Source organism: Roseibium sp. (assembly GCF_965229775.1).
GTDB lineage: Bacteria > Pseudomonadota > Alphaproteobacteria > Rhizobiales > Stappiaceae > Roseibium.
On the sequence record NZ_OZ245929.1, the window covers coordinates 2,037,464 to 2,054,048 of the forward strand.

General features: G+C 59.9%; 16 protein-coding genes. 7 read left to right on the forward strand and 9 right to left on the reverse strand.

What is annotated here, in order from left to right; genetic code table 11:
• Positions 1-21: 21 nt before the first annotated feature.
• The 5 genes from ACO07N_RS09290 to ACO07N_RS09310 all read right to left on the reverse strand — a co-directional run bounded on the left by ACO07N_RS09290 (position 22) and on the right by ACO07N_RS09310 (position 5,498).
• Entirely contained in the window at positions 22-744 is a 723-nt protein-coding gene (locus tag ACO07N_RS09290; protein WP_421980743.1) for an alpha/beta fold hydrolase, read from the reverse strand.
• Positions 741-2,282 carry an ABC transporter permease gene (locus tag ACO07N_RS09295; protein WP_421980744.1) on the reverse strand — a complete coding sequence of 514 codons (1,542 nt, stop codon included), beginning with the start codon at positions 2,280-2,282 and terminating at the stop codon, positions 741-743. The genes ACO07N_RS09290 and ACO07N_RS09295 overlap by 4 nt, the downstream gene beginning before the upstream one ends.
• Complete coding sequence (locus tag ACO07N_RS09300) at positions 2,279-3,334, reverse strand: quaternary amine ABC transporter ATP-binding protein (RefSeq protein ID WP_421980745.1); 1,056 nt, start codon at positions 3,332-3,334, stop codon at positions 2,279-2,281. Before ACO07N_RS09300 ends, ACO07N_RS09295 begins: the two co-directional genes overlap by 4 nt.
• A gap of 94 nt (positions 3,335-3,428) precedes the next feature.
• Complete coding sequence (locus ACO07N_RS09305) at positions 3,429-4,394, reverse strand: glycine betaine ABC transporter substrate-binding protein (RefSeq protein WP_421980746.1); 966 nt, start codon at positions 4,392-4,394, stop codon at positions 3,429-3,431.
• Between the two features lie 60 nt (positions 4,395-4,454).
• Complete coding sequence (locus ACO07N_RS09310) at positions 4,455-5,498, reverse strand: D-cysteine desulfhydrase (protein WP_421980747.1); 1,044 nt, start codon at positions 5,496-5,498, stop codon at positions 4,455-4,457.
• Between the two features lie 112 nt (positions 5,499-5,610).
• Here ACO07N_RS09310 and ACO07N_RS09315 point away from each other — a divergent pair, with 112 nt between their 5' ends.
• Positions 5,611-6,561 carry a LysR family transcriptional regulator gene (locus ACO07N_RS09315; RefSeq protein ID WP_421980748.1) on the forward strand — a complete coding sequence of 317 codons (951 nt, stop codon included), beginning with the start codon at positions 5,611-5,613 and terminating at the stop codon, positions 6,559-6,561.
• Between the two features lie 12 nt (positions 6,562-6,573).
• On the opposite strand, the gene ACO07N_RS09320 is transcribed toward ACO07N_RS09315, so the two are convergent.
• The gene (locus ACO07N_RS09320) at positions 6,574-7,032 is read right to left on the reverse strand and encodes a MarR family winged helix-turn-helix transcriptional regulator (protein WP_421980749.1); all 459 of its coding nucleotides are present in this window, start codon (positions 7,030-7,032) and stop codon (positions 6,574-6,576) included.
• 335 nt (positions 7,033-7,367) lie between these two features.
• Here ACO07N_RS09320 and ACO07N_RS09325 point away from each other — a divergent pair, with 335 nt between their 5' ends.
• Genes ACO07N_RS09325 through ACO07N_RS09335 form a run of 3 tightly spaced genes read left to right on the forward strand, consistent with a single transcriptional unit; the run spans position 7,368 to position 10,127 of the window.
• Positions 7,368-8,300: a PDR/VanB family oxidoreductase gene (locus ACO07N_RS09325; protein WP_421980750.1), complete on the forward strand. Its 933-nt coding sequence runs from the start codon at positions 7,368-7,370 to the stop codon at positions 8,298-8,300.
• Positions 8,301-8,343: 43 nt separating this feature from the next.
• Positions 8,344-9,654 carry an aromatic ring-hydroxylating dioxygenase subunit alpha gene (locus ACO07N_RS09330; RefSeq protein ID WP_421980751.1) on the forward strand — a complete coding sequence of 437 codons (1,311 nt, stop codon included), beginning with the start codon at positions 8,344-8,346 and terminating at the stop codon, positions 9,652-9,654.
• Positions 9,654-10,127 carry an aromatic-ring-hydroxylating dioxygenase subunit beta gene (locus ACO07N_RS09335; protein WP_421980752.1) on the forward strand — a complete coding sequence of 158 codons (474 nt, stop codon included), beginning with the start codon at positions 9,654-9,656 and terminating at the stop codon, positions 10,125-10,127. Before ACO07N_RS09330 ends, ACO07N_RS09335 begins: the two co-directional genes overlap by 1 nt.
• Before the next feature lie 12 nt (positions 10,128-10,139).
• Here ACO07N_RS09335 and ACO07N_RS09340 read toward each other — a convergent pair whose 3' ends face one another.
• The gene (locus tag ACO07N_RS09340; protein WP_421980753.1) at positions 10,140-10,559 is read right to left on the reverse strand and encodes an acyl-CoA thioesterase; all 420 of its coding nucleotides are present in this window, start codon (positions 10,557-10,559) and stop codon (positions 10,140-10,142) included.
• A gap of 110 nt (positions 10,560-10,669) precedes the next feature.
• Positions 10,670-11,442 (reverse strand): IS5 family transposase gene (locus tag ACO07N_RS09345; protein ID WP_421980360.1). Its coding sequence is split into 2 segments (ribosomal slippage): positions 10,670-11,106 and positions 11,106-11,442, totalling 774 coding nucleotides; the frame shifts between segments, so codons are not numbered across the junction.
• Positions 11,443-12,260: 818 nt separating this feature from the next.
• Here ACO07N_RS09345 and ACO07N_RS09350 point away from each other — a divergent pair.
• From ACO07N_RS09350 to ACO07N_RS09360, 3 genes are read left to right on the forward strand one after another with little or no spacing between them, the layout of a single operon-like run.
• Positions 12,261-13,277 (forward strand): TRAP transporter substrate-binding protein, encoded by a 1,017-nt coding sequence (locus ACO07N_RS09350; RefSeq protein WP_421980754.1) that lies wholly within the window; start codon positions 12,261-12,263, stop codon positions 13,275-13,277.
• A 54-nt stretch (positions 13,278-13,331) separates the two neighbouring features.
• Positions 13,332-13,829: a TRAP transporter small permease gene (locus ACO07N_RS09355; RefSeq protein ID WP_421980755.1), complete on the forward strand. Its 498-nt coding sequence runs from the start codon at positions 13,332-13,334 to the stop codon at positions 13,827-13,829.
• Positions 13,822-15,135 carry a TRAP transporter large permease gene (locus ACO07N_RS09360; RefSeq protein ID WP_421980756.1) on the forward strand — a complete coding sequence of 438 codons (1,314 nt, stop codon included), beginning with the start codon at positions 13,822-13,824 and terminating at the stop codon, positions 15,133-15,135. Before ACO07N_RS09355 ends, ACO07N_RS09360 begins: the two co-directional genes overlap by 8 nt.
• Positions 15,136-15,197: 62 nt before the next feature.
• Here the strand turns inward: ACO07N_RS09360 and ACO07N_RS09365 are convergent, their stop codons facing one another.
• Entirely contained in the window at positions 15,198-16,568 is a 1,371-nt protein-coding gene (locus tag ACO07N_RS09365) for an aspartate aminotransferase family protein (protein WP_421980757.1), read from the reverse strand.
• Positions 16,569-16,585: the final 17 nt, after the last annotated feature.

The following is a 16,585-nucleotide window of genomic DNA, read 5'->3' on the forward strand; positions in this document are numbered from 1 at the left end:
GCCGTGGCAAGGCGCCGGTTCTTACATTTCGCGAAGAAACTTGGTGACGATGCGATTGAAAAGCTCCGGTTCTTCAAGATGGACAGCATGCGCGCAGCCCGGCACGACCGCGAGCCTGCAATCGGGTATCGTCTTCCAGAGAACCTCCGCCTGTGGCCACGCGTAGGTGCGGTCGCCATCGCCCCAGATCACCAGGGTCGGTGCGCTGATCGCGGCAAGGGCGTCTTCGCCGGACCAGTCACGCATGGCCTCCAGTCCGGCCATGATCGCGGCCAGGCTGCTTCTCTCGGCAATGGCCGCGCAGTCGGGATAGGTCTCGGCATCTTCGCCCTTCATGAACCAGGTCGCGGAAATACGGCGGGCGGTCGCCGAAGGTCCATCCTCCTGCGCGCGCCGCATGGAGGTCTCGATTGTCTCGAACCGGCCGGGCAGGACCCCGACAGGACCGGTACCGTAGAGAATCAGCCGCTCGATGGATTGCGGTTGCCGCCGCATCATCTCCTGGACGATCATGCCGCCCATCGAATGTCCGAGCAGGTGAAAGCGGTCGATCCCGAGGCTTGCGAGATATTGCAGCACCCAGTCCGCGAATCCCCCGATGGAATTGATCGGCGGAAGGTCGGCATTGTCGCCGAAGCCGGGCAGATCGATTTCGACCACTTGCCCGTCGTTTGCCAGTGGCGCCTGCAGGCGCCACTGGTCGCTGCCCCCCATGAACCCGTGAACGAGCACGAGTGGGATCATTTACGCGCACCCTGCACGATCCGGTCGAGGATCATGGCGCAGAACAGGATCGAGAAACCTGCGAGAATGCCCTGTCCGACATTGGCGTATTGCAGGGCTTCGAGAACGTCTTCGCCCAGGCCCTTGGCCCCGATCAGAGAGGCGACCACAACCATCGCCAGAGACAGCATGATCGTCTGGTTGATCCCGGCACGGATCGACGGGCTGGCGAGCGGCAGATCGACGCGCGTGAGGAGGTACCATTTGTTGGCGCCGAAGGCGATCGCCGCCTCGCGTACGCTTTCCGGGACACCGCGCAGGCCCAGCACCGTCAGGCGGACGACCGGCGTGCCGCCGAAGATCATGGTCGTGACGACCGCGGCCGGTTTGCCGGTGCCGAAAAAGGCGATGACCGGGATCATGAACACAAAGGCCGGCATGGTCTGCATGAAATCCATGATCGGCTGGATGAAGGCGTAGAACCGGGGCCGCCGCGCTGCGAACATTCCGAGCGGAATGCCGATGACAATCGACAGGCAGGCAGCGGTGCCGAGCAGCGCCAGCGTCGTCATCGCTTTGTCCCAGAACCCGAGCAGGCCCATATAGGCCAGGAACGCACCAGACCAGATGGCGGTCCGGATGCCTGCCGTCAGCCAGGTCAGGAGAATGATCAGGCTGGCGACCACGATCCACGGCGTGCTGACGAAGACCAGTTCAAGCGCATCCAGCAGCAACCGGATGCAATAGGTGATCGCATCGAACAGCGCTTCCCCGTTGGCGACGCAGAAAGCGAAGAAAGCTTCCACGCCCTCGATGCTGACGATCCGGAAATCCGGATTGGTCGGGAACGCATCGAGCAGCGAGAACCGTCCCGGGAAGCTGTAGTGCAGAACGGATGCAAGCACGATAATCGCCATGAACACGGCGCTGAACGCGATCTGCGAGACCGGCATGCCCGAGCGGATGGAATTGTCGGAGAGCCACTCGGAGAACCGCTTCTCAAGGGCCCAGTTGGCGGAGACGGCCTGCACAAGCTTGGCGATCACCAGCAGCGCCACGCCGGCCAGCGCGATCCAGATGCCTTGCTCGGCAAGCGCGTCTGCTTCGGCCCGGATCCCGCCGATACTTGCTTCCAGCGATTCCACAGTTCTCCGGTAGACGTCGGCCTTGTCGGAGCCGCTTTCGATGGCGGCGGCAAGCTGTTCGCGGCGCAGTTCGAGCGTTCCCTCGATTGACGCGATCCGCTCCCTGGCTTCTGCCGCAAGATCACCGAAGAGGCCACGGGCGATCTGAACGATGGCCAGCGTTTCGATGATCAGGAACGGCAGGGCCCAGGACCACAGGCCACGGGCGCCGAACCAGACCGGCCCGAACAGCCCGGCCATCATGTTGAACGTTGCGGTAAAGCGGGAGCTCGCGCCGATCTTGTCGAAATTCTCGATGTAGTATTCCGGGTTCGTGCGCACGAACTCGGCGATGTTCTTGCGGCGTTCCTCGGTGTAGATCCGGGCGGCTTCCGCTTCGTTGTCGGTCAGGGGCGTGTTGATCTGGTCCATCATGATACCTCGGTCCCCTCAATTACGGTTCTCAGGATGTTTTCCCGCGTGATCACGCCGACATCGGCGCCATTGTCCTCGACGATGATCGCATCGCCCGTGTCGATCGCCATGTTGATGAGCGTGCTGAGCGTTTCGCTTTCGCCGACGCGCGGCGCGCCCTCCGGAACGGGGCCGTTCGCGCCGGTATAGTCCGCCAGCGGCTGCATCACAGCATGAGCCCGGACAACCTTCAGGCGCGAGATCCCGGCGACGAAGTCGGCGACATAGTCATCGGCGGGATGCATCACGATGTCCTCGGCGGTGCCGATCTGAACGACCCGCCCATCCCGCATGATCGCGATGCGGTCGCCGATGCGTACTGCCTCGTCAAGGTCATGCGTGATGAAGACGGTCGTCTTCTTCAGGATCTGGCTGAGCCGGATGAACTCGTCCTGCAGCTGGCGCCGGATCAGCGGGTCGAGGGCGCTGAACGGTTCGTCCATGAGCAGGACGTCGGGATTGGCGGCAAGTGCGCGCGCCAGTCCGACGCGCTGCTGCATGCCGCCGGACAGTTCATGCGCGTATTTCGACCCCCAGGCGCCCAGTTCGACGATTTCGAGGAAGGCCGCCGCCTGGCGCATGCGCTCGTTCTTGGAGACTTCCCGGATTTCGAGCGGCATCGCCACATTGTCCAGAACGGACCGGTGCGGCATCAGCGCGAAATTCTGGAATACCATGCCGATCTTGCGGTTGCGGAAGGTTTGCAGGTCCTTTGTGCCGAGCGCCATGACATCCGTTCCCTCGATCAGGATCTTGCCGGAGGTCGGCTCCAGGAGGCGGTTGAAATGACGGACCAGCGTGGACTTGCCGCTGCCGGAGAGGCCCATGATGCAGAAGATTTCGCCGCGATTGACGTGCAGGCTGACATCGGCGACGCCGACCACGGCATTGTACTGGGCAAGAACCTCGGCCTTGGTCAGGCCCTCCTGAAGGATCGCATCAAGTGCGGCCTTCGGGTCGGCGCCGAAGATTTTCCAGACATTGGAGATCTCGATGACGGTCTCATCACTCATGGATCACGGCGCTCCGCAGCATTAAAGGATTTGATTGGTCACGGCTGCGCGGTGCCGGTTGAACCGGCACCGCCTTGTTTGCAAGGTCTGAGGATCAGAGCCCAAGCCAGGCATCGACGCGATCCGGGTTCGCTTCGACCCACTCACGCGCAACGTCTGCCGGATCCTTGCCGTTCCCGCTGATCTCGAAGGCGAAACCGCTGACGTCATCTGCGGTCAGCGAGAACTTGGAAAAGAACTCGGCGATGGCCGGGGAGCGATCCGCAAGGGAATTGGACCAGGCGATCTGGACCTTCTTCAGCGCGTCCTTCGTTTCGACATTGGACTTTTCGAACCAGTCGGCATCGTCGGACGGCTGGACCATGACGTATTTTGCCGGGTCGTATGTCGGCTCGCTCAGCATCTCGACGTCGAACATGTACCAGATCGCGTGCGGCTTGTAGCAGTAGAAGGCATAGCCCTCGCCCTTGGCGATACTGTCCTTGACGCGCGCGGTCTTGACGCTTTCCTCGGCACGGATCGGTTCGATGAAGTCCATCAGACCGTAGTCACGCACCTTGACCTCGTTGACATTGGCCGACGCCCATCCCGGCGCACCGATCCACATTTCACCCTTGCCGTTGCCGTCGCTGTCCATCTTCTCGGCAACGTCAGGACGGCCGAGATCGGCGATGTCCGTGATGTTGTTGGCTTCGCCGAAATCCTTGGAGACGCAGAAGCCCTGGTTGCCTTCGTAGGGGTTGGACGAGAGGGTCACCGTGCCGGCTTCGTCGACATACTTCTTGGTGAAGCTTTCCTGGTTCGGCAGCCAGACGTCGGGATGGACGTCAATGTCGCCCTTGCCCTGGTCCATGGCCTGGAAAATCGTTGCGTTGTTGCCGGGAACCATTTCCGCCTTGCCGCCGATGCGCATTTCGACAACTGCAGCCAGCAGGTGCGCGATTGCCTGTGCGCCGGTCCAGGACGGAACGCCGATCTTCACTTCCTCGGCCGCAAAGGCGGGCACGGCAAAGACGCTCATCGCAGTTGCGACGGTCAGACACTTAAGACTTGATTTCATGATTCACTCCTCTGGTGGATGGTGCCGGTGACCTGTTTTTTTGGGTTTTGATGGTTTCGCTTACGCCAGGTCCTCGGAAATCTGATCTTCATAGGCAAACAGGGACGTTGAGCCCCCGGTATGCAAAAACAGGACATTGTCCTCCGGTTTGAAAAAACCGCTGCGGACAAGACCGATCAGGCCGGCCATGCCCTTTGCCGAATAGACAGGATCAAGAAGAATGCCTTCCTGACGCGCCGTCAACCGGATTGCTTCAAGAGTGGAAGGAGCCGGGATACCGTAGCCTTCACCGACATAACCGTCATCGACCAGGATCTTGTCCGGTGCAATGTCAGGTCCTCCCAGATGCGCCAGCGTTTTCTGCGTCGTGGCAAGAACGGCGCCGGTCTGCCGTTCCTTCGGCTGGCGCACGCTGATCCCCATCACGGGCAGATCATACCCCAGAATGTGGAAACCCGCGACGAGTCCGGCCTGGGTGCCGGAGCTGCCCGTTCCCATGACCAGCCACTGGAAATGGAGGCCGCTCTGGACCGACTGGTCGACGATCTCCTGCGCGCAGTTCGCATAGCCGAGAGCGCCTGTGGCGTTGGAACCGCCGCCGGGGATGAAATAGGGCTTGTGTCCGGCGTTCCGGAGACCCTCCGTGACCGCCATCGCCTCGGCGTTCATGTCGAGGCCGTTTGGCCGGAACTCGAACGTCGTGCCGAAAAGCTTGTCGAGGAAGACATTGCCCGTTTTTTCGTAGCTTTCGTCCCGGTCCGGGACCCGTCTTTCAAGCAGAACGTGGCATTTCATGCCCAGCTTGCAGGCCGCTGCTGCGGACTGGCGCACGTGGTTGGACTGGACCGCTCCCTGGGTCACGATCATGTCGGCGCCCTCGCGCAGCGCTTCGCCCATCAGGAACTCAAGCTTGCGGGTCTTGTTGCCGCCCGTTGCAAGTCCCGTGCAGTCATCGCGTTTGATGTGGAGCTTCGGTCCGCCCAGAAGCGCGCCAAGGCGCGGCATTTCTTCAATGGGCGTCGGCTGATGACACAAATCCACCCTCGGGAACCGGTTGAATTCGATCCGCGTTGTTGCGTTCGATTTTAGTTTTTCGACGGACATGTTATGGCTCTGCTTAGATTTTCCTCAAGCTCAAAATTGAGGCAAATTCAGCCGCAAATCCAATAGTATGTTTGCATGACATTATGCAAATTTTGCAATATCTTTCGACCTCATGGATATCTATCTGTTCCGAGACCTTTCCCGTCTGCACAAGACAGGCAACTTTTCCCAGGCGGCCGACCTGAGCAATCTGAGCCAGTCCGCGTTCAGCCGGCGGATCAGGTCCCTGGAAAGCTGGATCGGCGTGACGCTTGTCGACCGGTCGCGGCAGCCTGTCCGTCTCACGGCCGCCGGGCTGCAGATGCTTGAGGCCGGGCAGCAGGCGCTGGACAGGATCGAGCAGGAACGCAGCCAGATCCTCGAGGCGCAATCGCTGCCGGACAAATATGTCGTTACCTTCGGGGCGCAGCATTCGATCGGATGGCGCTTCTATCCGGCCTGGCTGCAGGACTTCGAGGAGAGTTTCGGTCCCATTCTGTCGCGATTGCGGGCGGACGATCTGCCCAATTGCATGCGCGATCTCAAGAACGGTGACGTCGATTTCGTCATTGCATATGAAAGCCGTCACATTCGCTACAACGGCCAGGAGGCGGGCGCTGCCAGGAGCAGGAGCGACGACGCCGACACACTCACCATCGGCTATGACAGCCTGATCCCCGTCTCCAAGCCTCAGTCGGGCGGCACGCCCCTGTTCAGTTTCAGTGCCGACAAGATCGAAATGCCGTTCCTGAGGTTCGGGGAGGATGCGCCGATTGCGCGCCATCTGGAGCCCTTGTTCAAAGCCGAGGGACTGGGCGACCGGCTCCGGATCGTCTACGAGAATTCCATGGCGGGTGCGCTTCGCATCCGCGCGCGTGACGGCATGGGGGTGGCCTGGCTGCCAAGGAGCCTCGTCGCACCGGATATGAAAGCCGGCATTCTCGTGCAGACCGGCGCGCCGGACTGGGAAGTGCCGCTTGAAATCAGGCTGTTCCGGCACCGGCCGCATTCGAACCGCGTCACCCGGACGATATGGTCTTTTCTCGAGAAGAGGCAGTCCCGGGATCTGACGGTCGACGCCTGACGCCTGTCCCGTTCAGTCGTTCGAAATCAGAGACGAATCAAGGGCTTCCAGTAACCGGACCAGCGACGGTTTGATGCGTTCGGCATCGGCAGGGCTGAGTGCCGACAGCAGCCTCGTCTCGTGATCCTGCGCTTCCGCGACAAGTTCCGTGCTCAGGGACTGGCCCTCTTCGGTGAGATAGACCCGGACCCGGCGTCCGTCGCCCTCGTCGCTTCGCCTGGCAACCAGTCCGCGCTTTTCCATCTGATCGACGATGCGTGTCATGCGCGACTGTTCCATGAGCGAGAAGCGCGCCAACTGGGTAATCATCAGCCCGTCCTGGTCGAACAGACAGGCAAGGACACGCCATTCCGGTACGCGCAGCCCCATCTCGCGCACGCGCGCATGGAATTGATGGCTGGCCGCCTCGCTCGAAGCTGCCAGGAGATAGAGCAGGTAAGAAGAAACGAATTTTCCAGGTGCCTGTGCCAATGAGTGTCCCCGACGTGCGCGCCCGTGTCCAAGGCTGATGTGCCGACCCGCAATCCTCAAGAGCTGCATCGGTTGGTTGGTCCAGCTTGCCGGGCTACGACCACCTCCCTCATCCTGAGGAGCTGCGTCAGCAGCGTCTCGAAGGATAGGCCAAACTTTCGGCATTCGTGGCCATCCTTCGAGACGGACCCTGCGGGTCCTCCTCAGGATGAGGTCTGTCTGCCGCGTTGATAAATCTGCGAAACTGTTTCCGTTTAGCCCGGAACATTTCGGAAAAAAAGAGGCTTGACTCAAATTATATGAAATTTCATATTTATTGACGGGAGGAGCCGCCGGTGAAACTTGTTCTTGAAAGCGTGGAGAAGGAAACGGATCTGATCTCCGTCTTCAGGTTCGCGGCGGCGGACGGGTCCGCGCTGCCAGCGTACGAACCCGGCGCACATGTCGAATTCGATCTCGGACCGGCCGGCACACGCGCCTATTCCCTGATTGACTGGCCGCAGGCGTCCGGCACCCTCGACGTCGCCGTGCAGCGCGAGGAGGAAGGCCAGGGCGGTTCGATAGCCATGCACGGTCTTGCTGCCGGACAGGAACTGTCCGCAAGCGGGCCGAAGAACGACTTCCCGCTTGCCGGAAATCCAGGTTTTTCGCTCTTGCTGGCCGGGGGCATCGGCATCACGCCGCTGATCTCGATGGCAACGCGCCTTCAAAAAGACGGCTTGCCTTTCGAGTTGCACTACGCGGCCCGCACCGCGTCCAGAATGGGCTTCGCCGACAGTTTGAGGGCGGCGTTCGGGGCAGCCGTCAAACTCTATTTCGACGATGCAGAACCGATCGAACTCGCCGCGCTGCTCAAGGCCCAGCCCGGCGGGACGGATGTTTACATATGCGGCCCGAAAGGCATGATCGACGCGGCGCGTAGCGCGGCGTCGGATGCCGGCATTCCCGATGGTTCGGTTCATGTCGAGCTTTTCACGTCGCCGGAACAGCAGGACGGTGACACATCGTTCGAGGTGGAGGTTCACGAAACCGGACAGGTCGTGACCGTCGCTCCGGGCCAGACGATCATCGAGGCCCTCGAAGATGCGGGTCTCGACGTCATGTATGATTGCCAGCGCGGCGATTGCGGCATTTGCCAGACGGACGTGATCAGCGGCGAGCCCGATCACCGCGATGTGGTCCTGTCCGATGCGGAAAAGGCATCCGGCAAGGTCATGCAGATCTGTGTCAGCCGGGCAAGGTCTGCCCGCCTGGTGCTTGATCTGTAACCGCTACAAACGTTCAGGGTCGCAGACCGGAGGAGGAGCCAGCATGCGGACAGCCAGCGAAATAACCGCCCTTTTCACCGGGCCCCAGGTGCACAGGGACGTTTATACCAGTCTCGAGATCTACCGGCTGGAAATGGCGCATCTCTTCACGAACACCTGGGTGTTCGTCGGTCACGAAAGCCAGACGCCGAAAAAAGGCGACTACTTCACGACTCAGGTCGGCGATCAGCCGGTCATTCAGGTCCGGCATTCGGATGGCGAAATATACGTTCTGTTCAACCGGTGCCCGCACAAGGGCACCAAGATCGCCATCGACCGGGAAGGCAACACCGGCAAGTTCTTCCGCTGTCCCTACCATGCCTGGTCCTTCAAGACCAACGGCTGCCTTCTCGCGATTCCGCTGAAGAAGGGTTACGAGGATACCGGCTTCGAGGACAGCGAAAGCGCGAAGGGCATGACGCCGGTCGGGGCCGTGCGCAATTATCGCGGTTTCGTGTTTGCAAGGCTCGCACCCGAAGGCATCGGATTTGAAGACTATTTCGGAGGAAGCCTGAGTTCGATCGACAACATGGTCGACCGGTCTCCGGAAGGACGCCTGGAGATTGCCGGGCCGCCCTTGCGCTACATGCACAAGTGCAATTGGAAGATGCTCGTCGAAAACCAGACGGACACCTGCCATCCGATGGTCGCCCATGAAAGTTCTGCCGGAACCGCGGTCAACATCTGGAAGGAGATGGGCAACCCGGAGCCGCGGCCGCCGGCAATGGAAATCATCGCCCCCTTCATGTCGCCCTACGAGTTCTTCGAAAAGATGGGGATACGCACCTGGCCGAACGGCCACGGACACACCGGCGTGCATCACTCCATTCATTCCGACTACTCCGCGATCCCCGGCTATTTCGAGTCCCTGTGCGAGGCCTATGGCCAGGACCGCGCCAGGGCGATCCTGGACGAGAACCGGCACAACACGGTCTATTTCCCGAACATCATGATCAAGGGGCCGATCCAGCAGCTCCGGAACTTCATTCCGCTCGGGCCGGACAAGACCCTGGTGGAGAGTTACATCTACAGGCTCGTCGGAGCCCCGGATCAGCTGCTGGCGCGCACGGCCATGTACAATCGCATGATCAATGCGCCGACCTCCATTGTCGGGCACGACGATCTGGAAATGTACGAACGGGCGCAGGAAGGCCTGATGACCAACGGCATGGAGTGGGTCAACGTCCAGAGGCTCAGGACCGGGGACGAGGACTTTGCCGAAGAGGCCGTAGAAAACGGCACCACCGAGCGCCAGATGCGCAACCAGTTCGATGCCTGGGTGAAGTTCATGACAGTCTCAATGGAGGACGCGTGATGCCGGTTTCAAGGGAACAGGTCATCGACTTCATCTATGACGAGGCGCGCATGCTCGATGAGGGCCGCTATGACGAATGGCTGTCCCTCTGGCTCGAGGACGGCCACTACTGGATGCCGCTCGACTACAAGCAGACTGATCCGCACCTGGTGACCTCATTGCTCTACGAGGACATGTTCATGCTGCGGTTGCGGGTCGAACGGCTGAATGGCGCCAGGACCTTCAGCCAGAAGCCCAAAAGCCGCTGTCATCACGTCATCCAGCGTCCCTTCATCGACGAGATGAGCGAAAACCGCGTCGTGACCAACACCTCGATGCACTATGTCGAAACCCGGCTCGACGAACAGTTCCTGCTGGCCCTGACCGCAATCCACGAACTTGCCGTTTTGGATGGTGCGATCAGGATCGCGAACAAGCGGGTCGACATCCTGAACAGCGACGCCGCCTTCGGAAACATCCAGCTTCTGCCGTGAGCCCGCCAGACCTCAATCGGTCTCCGGAATGCAGGCAAGCAGCGCCGCCTTCACATCATCCGGCCAGGGGATCGAGGTGTGTTCATCCAGGTTGCTGGCTGCAAGCACCTGCGTGCTCGACCAGCGTTTTTGACCCTTGCAGCTGATTTCGTGGTGAATGGTGACCGACGACCGGCCGACGCGTTGCACCGTGACCTCGAATTCGAGCTCTTCACCGAAGAAGGACGGGCTTGAGAAGTCGCTGGAGATGTGGACCGTCGGTGTCCCCCAGCGTTCTTCCCAGATGATCTTGTGCCAGGGGTAGCCAAGTTCCAGCCAGAACTCCTCGTTCACGCCGTTGAGGATATTCAGATAGGACGGAAAATAGGCAGTCCCGGAGATGTCGCAGTCGCCGAAATTGAGCATGCGTTTGGTTTTGAACGGTATTTCCAATGCGTTCCTCCCTAGTGCGGTGAATTTGAAGTTCGCATCATTGCTACAGCAGTCTGCGAAGCGAACTTCAAATTCGCAAACCGCACTAGGTTCTGGTCAGGAATTAAGGATTACCTGATCAGGATATGAATTGCGGCAATCGTCACGAAGCCCATGAAGTTGGCTAAGAGTTTGTCGTAGCGAGTGGCGACGCGTCTGAAGTGTTTGAGCTTATTGAACAAACGCTCTATGGCGTTCCGTTCTTTATAGATTGTCCAGTCACAAGCATGGGGCCGCAGGCGATTGTGGCGTGGCGGAATGACGGGTGTTGCTCCCAAATCAAGAATAGCGTCGTGGAAATGCTCCGCATCGTATGCCCGATCCGCGATAACATAGCCGGGTTTGTAGCCCTTGATCAGCTCAGCCCCGAACAGAACCTCGCCCCGGTGTCCTGGACTGGAGACAAAGCGCAAGGGCAGCCCTAAACTGTCACATACGCCGTGCAGCTTGGTTGTCAGCCCTCCCTTGGAGCGCCCGATACCCTGGGCTTCAGAGCCCCTTTTTTGCGACTTGCGCCGCTGGCGTGTTGATGAACCCGGACAACGGTGGCATCGACACTGAGCCATTCAAAGTCCGCGTCCTCATTCAACGCTTTGAAGATGTTTTGAAAAACGCCTCTTGAAATCCAGTCGTAGTAGCGTTGCTTGACCGTGCCGTAACGGCCATAGCGCTCAGGCAGATAACGCCACTTGGCTCCCGAGCGTGCGATCCACAAGACTGCGTTCAGAAAACGCCGGTTATCCGTTCGTGGACCGCGTTTGCCTCGGCACCCTCCAGGCATCAACGGTGCAAGACGAGCCCATTGAGCGTCCGTCAGTTCATCCTCGTAACGCGTCTCAGACATGACTGATCTCCAAAAATCAGTCTTGAATCTGATTTGCTGCCAAAAGGGAATCCCTATTCGTTAAATCCTGACCAGAACCTAGAAACATAAACTTGCTAGTCACCTTCTTGAATCTGAAGTTCGTTCGAAGCCCGCTGCAAAATGTTACGAACTTCAGATTCAGGTGACTAGTGTGCGGACTCATAAATGAGGCTGAAATGGTTTGCGGCGGATTGCTTCTCGCCAAGGCGCGAAAGCGCAGGAAATGTGGTTCATTTTCAAGTCTTTCGCAACGTCGGGGAGGAGTAATCCGGTCAAATCCGAAGGACATGGAAATGGCTTCACCCCGTGTCGTCAGCACGCTTGAGCGGGCAGAAAGCCCGCTCAGCGCACGCTTCCTAACGGGATTTCGCCATTTCGCATGCCGTTTCAGCCTCATTTATGAGTCCGCACCCCGGTCTTTGTGCCACCTATACAATGGATAGGTTCCCGGATGCATCGGATTTTGCCTGGCACAACATTTGTGTTTGCATTTATCGTCCGGTCGGTCAATAATACGCCCGTGCCTGTCCGGGAGACTTGCACCTGGAATTTCATATCCGTTCACGCAGGGCCGAACGGCAGAGGCGCAGGAAAACGCGTTTCTTGTCAAGCGGCTACGCGGGGAGGTCAGGATAGGGACAGGCAACGCCAAAATGAAATATGCGTCTTCACGCGCTGCGAAAAATATATGCAGTTTCATATTTCTTGACAAGCAGCGGCGTTGAAGGGAAGATTTGAAGGTCGGTCTCGGGCGCGGAGGAATTGCCCTTTTGAGACACATTCCGAGGGAGAGGAAAATGAAGTCGCTTATAAGGATCGCAGGTGCCACGGCCGTTTCGCTCTGCCTGAGCGTATCTGCGCTTTCGGCTGAAACTGTTCTGAAAATTTCAAGCTGGCTGCCGCCTACGCACGGCATCAACACGGAAATCTTCGCGGGCCTCATCGACATGATGGAAAAGTCGACGGATGGCGAGGTCTCCGGTGAACTGGTCTTCGGTCTTGCGCCGCCGCCTGCCCAGATGGACCTGATCCTCGATGGCGCGGCAGACATTGCCATCATCTTCCATGGCTATCAGCCCGGCCGGTTCGTGGCGACGAAGCTGATCGAACTTCCCGGTTACGAGGGCAGCGCCGAGGCGGCTTCCGTTGCTTACTGGCGCGTGCACGAGGAACATCTCGACAAGCTCGACGAACACCGGGGTGTGAAGGTCATCTCTCTCAACACACACGGTCCCGGCCAGATCCATTCCAGCAAGGACGTCGCGAGCCTTGCCGACATGGACGGCCTGAAGACCCGCATCGGCGGCGGTGTTGCCGGTGATGTCGGAGCGGCGCTGGGCCTCATCGGCATCAACGTGCCCGCACCCAAGGTCTATGAGACACTCGATTCCGGGGCGGCGGATGCCGTTGCCATGAATGTCGGCGAACGGGTCGGTTTCAAGCTGAACGAGGTTGCCAAGAACCTCTACGACATGCCCGGCGGGCTCTATCGCGGTTCGTTCGCGATCATCATGAGCCAGGAAAAGTTCGACAGCCTGCCCGAGAACGTTCAGAAGGCGCTCGACGAGAACGTTTTCGGTGAACCGGCGAGCCGCATGGCCGGCGCTGCCTGGGACAAGTCCGACAAGATCGCCTACGAGGCGACCAACAGCGCTGAAGGCACCAAGATCACGCCTGCGAGCGAGGACGACGTCGCCGCGTTCGAGAAGATCGCGGGCGAAGTCAAGGCCAAGGTGCTGGCGGAACTGACCGAAGCCGGTCTTGACGCCGAAGCGGCCTATGAAATGGTCAAGAAGGAAATGGCGGGCAACTGACCGCAACAGGTGGTCCGGAGCCCTCCGGACCACCGGCTTTCCAGAGGAACAGACGTGTCGCAATTTCTGAAGCTTGCAGCCAGGCTGCCGGCCCTTCTTGCCGCGCTCGCGCTTTTTGTCCTGATGGTCATGACATTTTGCGACGTCGTGCTGCGCTCGGTTTTCAATGCACCGATTGAAGTGGCTGCGGACATGACCCGCCTTCTGATGGCGATCACGGTGTTTTCGGTGCTGCCGGTCGTGTCGGCGCAGGGCGGCCATATCAGCGTCGACCTGCTCGACGGTGTCTTCAAGAGAAACCACCTCACGCGCTGGCGGGATGCTTTCACCAACCTGTTTTGCGGCGTCATCCTGATCTGGCCGGCGGAACGCGTTTATGTTCTGGCCGAACGCAGCCGGTCCTATGGCGATGTTATGGAATATCTCAGGCTGCCGCTCCATTTCGTCGGCTGGTTCATCGCTGCCGTCACCGCGATCACCGCCGTCGCTCTGATTGTCCGGGGCCTCGGTTATCTGTTTGCACCGAAACTGATGGGCGGGTCGGATGCTTGAAGGTCTTCTCGGGTTTGCGGCAGTGCTCGTTCTGGTCATGCTGCGCATTCCGATCGCGTTTGCCATGGGCTTTGTCGGCATGGTTGGTTTCATGCTCGAGACCAGCTACCGGGCCTCGATCTCAATGGCGGCGCGTCTGATCATCGACACCAGCCAGGACTACGGCCTGTCCGTGGTGCCCCTGTTCATCCTGATGGGCCTGTTCGTGAACAAGGCCGGCATCAGCCGGGAGCTTTATGCGGCGTCGAACGCGTTCCTCGGTCACCTGCGCGGCGGCCTCGCCATGGCGACCATCGTCGCCTGCGGCGGCTTTGCCGCCATATCGGGATCCTCGCTGGCCACGGCCGCGACCATGTCCAAAGTCGCCATGCCGGAGATGCGCCGCTTCAATTACAGCGACAAGCTGTCGACAGCCTCGATCGCCGCGGGCGGGACGCTCGGCATACTCATTCCGCCTTCCGTCATTCTCGTCATCTACGGTCTTCTGACCGAGACCTCCATCGGCAAGCTCTTCGTCGCCGGCGTCATTCCCGGCCTGATCGGCATCGTGCTTTATCTGGTGGCGGTCAAGTTCACGGTCTGGCGCGATCCGGACGCCGGCCCTGCCGGGCCGCGCGCGAGCGTCGCGGAAAGACTGGCCGCGCTGAAGGACGTCTGGGCGGTTCTTCTGCTGTTTTTCCTGGTCATCGGCGGTCTTTATGGCGTCTTCGACGTTCCCCCGCTCAACCTGAGTTTTTCTCCGACGGAAGCCGCCGGAATGGGCGCGATGGGAGCATTCTTGATCGCGATCGCCCGGCGCCGCCTGTCGCTGTCGGACACGTTCGATGCCCTGCGTGAAACCGCCATGACAACGGCCGGGCTGTTCGCCGTGTTGATCGGGGCGTGGATCTTTTCCAACTTCGTCAATGTCGCCGGACTTCCGGCTGCGCTCAGCAACCTGGTGACGGCCTATGACCTGCCGCCCTGGGTGGTCATGTGCATCATCCTGCTGATCTACATCGCGCTCGGCTGCGTTTTCGAGAGCCTGTCCATGCTGCTCCTGACCGTTCCGATCTTCTTTCCGATCGTGACCGGGCTCGGCTACGATCCGATCTGGTTCGGCATCATCGTGGTTGTCGTGACCGAGATCAGCCTGATCACCCCGCCGGTCGGCCTGAATGTCTTCGTCCTGCGCGCTGTGGTCCGGGACGTCCCGACCGCGACCATTTTCAGAGGTGTCACGCCGTTCTGGATGGTGGATATCATCCGTCTTCTCCTGCTGCTGTCGCTGCCAGCCCTGGTTTTGTTCCTGCCGAACCAGATGTAACCCGGCTGCTGCAATCGAAAACGGGCAACACCATGGTTGCCCGCTTGGCCGTCAAAAGGGCTCTAACCCAGGACCGTCCGCACGGTCTCCCGCAAGGCCGCCGCAATCGTGTCGGCTTCCCTGCGTGTCAGGCAGAGCGGCGGCGCGAAGCCGAGAATGTCACCCTGCGGCATGGCCCGTGCGATGACCCCGTTCTTGAGCAGTTCGGCTGCAAGCGCCGGCCCGATCTTGCGCGACGCATCGAAGAAGCGGCGTTTCTCCCTGTCTTCGACAAATTCGGCCGCAATAAGAAGTCCCTCGCCGCGTATCTCACCGAGATTCGGATGATCTCCGATTGCGTCCGTCAAAACCTGTTTCAGGTAGGAACCGGTGTCTCCTGCATTTACAACGAGGCCGAGGCTGTCGACCAGTTCTAGATTGGCGATCGCGGCTGCCGCACCTATGGGATGCGCGGAGTAGGTCCACCCGTGTCCGATCGGCCCGGTTTCGTCCGTTCCCCGTGCAAGCACGTCCCAGACCTTGTTCGAAATGATCGAGCCGGAAAGGGGGGCGTAAGCGGATGTCAGGCCCTTGGCGATGGTAATGATGTCGGCTTCGATACCGTAGTGAGCGGAACCGAACATGGAGCCGAGACGCCCGAAGCCAGTAACCACCTCGTCCGCGATCAGGAGAATATCGTGTTTCCTGAGAACAGGCTGGATTGCATCCCAGTAGCCCGCCGGGGGCGGAACGAGGCCGCCCGTTCCCATTGCCGGCTCGCCGATAAAGGCGGCAATCGTCTCCGGTCCCTCCCGCTCGATCAGGGCTTCGAGCTCGGCAACACAATGCGCGACGAAGCCCTCTTCGCTCATCGAGACATCCGGCCGCCTGAAGAAATACGGTGCCTGCGTGTGGAGAACATTGTCGAACGGCAGGTCGAATTTCCTGTGAAACAGGTCCAGACCGGTCAGAGATCCGGTCATCAGGCCTGATCCGTGATACCCGCGCCACCGGGAGATGATCTTCTTCTTTTCCGGACGACCGAGGATGTTGTTGTAGTACCAGACCAGTTTGATATTGGTCTCATTGGCATCAGAGCCGCCAAGCCCGAAATAGACCTTGCTCATGTTGCCGGGTGCCCGGTCCAGGATCATCTTTGAAAGCGTGATCGACGCCTCGGTGCCATGGCCGACATAGGCGTGATAATACGCCAGTTTGCGGGCCTGTTGCGCGATTGCCTCGGCGATTTCCTGCCGTCCGTACCCCACGTTCACGCAGTAAAGCCCTGCGAACGCATCGAGAAGCCGGTTGCCGTCCCGGTCCTCGATATAGACGCCTGATCCCGTCTCCACGATGCGGCTCGGGGCGTCGCCGCGTTCATGCTGGGCGAGATGGGTCGAGGGATGAAAGAAGTATTCGCGATCCCACTGATCGAGCTGGTCGTTGCGAAGCATTTTCTGTCCTTTTTGTT

Bases quoted from the DNA above. Each gene is read 5' to 3' on its own strand.
- ACO07N_RS09290 (WP_421980743.1), bottom strand. From the start codon at position 744: ATGATCCCACTCGTGCTCGTTCACGGGTTCATGGGGGGCAGCGACCAG.
- ACO07N_RS09295 (WP_421980744.1), bottom strand. From the start codon at position 2,282: ATGATGGACCAGATCAACACGCCCCTGACCGACAACGAAGCGGAAGCC.
- ACO07N_RS09300 (WP_421980745.1), bottom strand. From the start codon at position 3,334: ATGAGTGATGAGACCGTCATCGAGATCTCCAATGTCTGGAAAATCTTC.
- ACO07N_RS09305 (WP_421980746.1), bottom strand. From the start codon at position 4,394: ATGAAATCAAGTCTTAAGTGTCTGACCGTCGCAACTGCGATGAGCGTC.
- ACO07N_RS09310 (WP_421980747.1), bottom strand. From the start codon at position 5,498: ATGTCCGTCGAAAAACTAAAATCGAACGCAACAACGCGGATCGAATTC.
- ACO07N_RS09315 (WP_421980748.1), top strand. From the start codon at position 5,611: ATGGATATCTATCTGTTCCGAGACCTTTCCCGTCTGCACAAGACAGGC.
- ACO07N_RS09330 (WP_421980751.1), top strand. From the start codon at position 8,344: ATGCGGACAGCCAGCGAAATAACCGCCCTTTTCACCGGGCCCCAGGTG.
- ACO07N_RS09335 (WP_421980752.1), top strand. From the start codon at position 9,654: ATGCCGGTTTCAAGGGAACAGGTCATCGACTTCATCTATGACGAGGCG.
- ACO07N_RS09350 (WP_421980754.1), top strand. From the start codon at position 12,261: ATGAAGTCGCTTATAAGGATCGCAGGTGCCACGGCCGTTTCGCTCTGC.
- ACO07N_RS09360 (WP_421980756.1), top strand. From the start codon at position 13,822: ATGCTTGAAGGTCTTCTCGGGTTTGCGGCAGTGCTCGTTCTGGTCATG.
- ACO07N_RS09365 (WP_421980757.1), bottom strand. From the start codon at position 16,568: ATGCTTCGCAACGACCAGCTCGATCAGTGGGATCGCGAATACTTCTTT.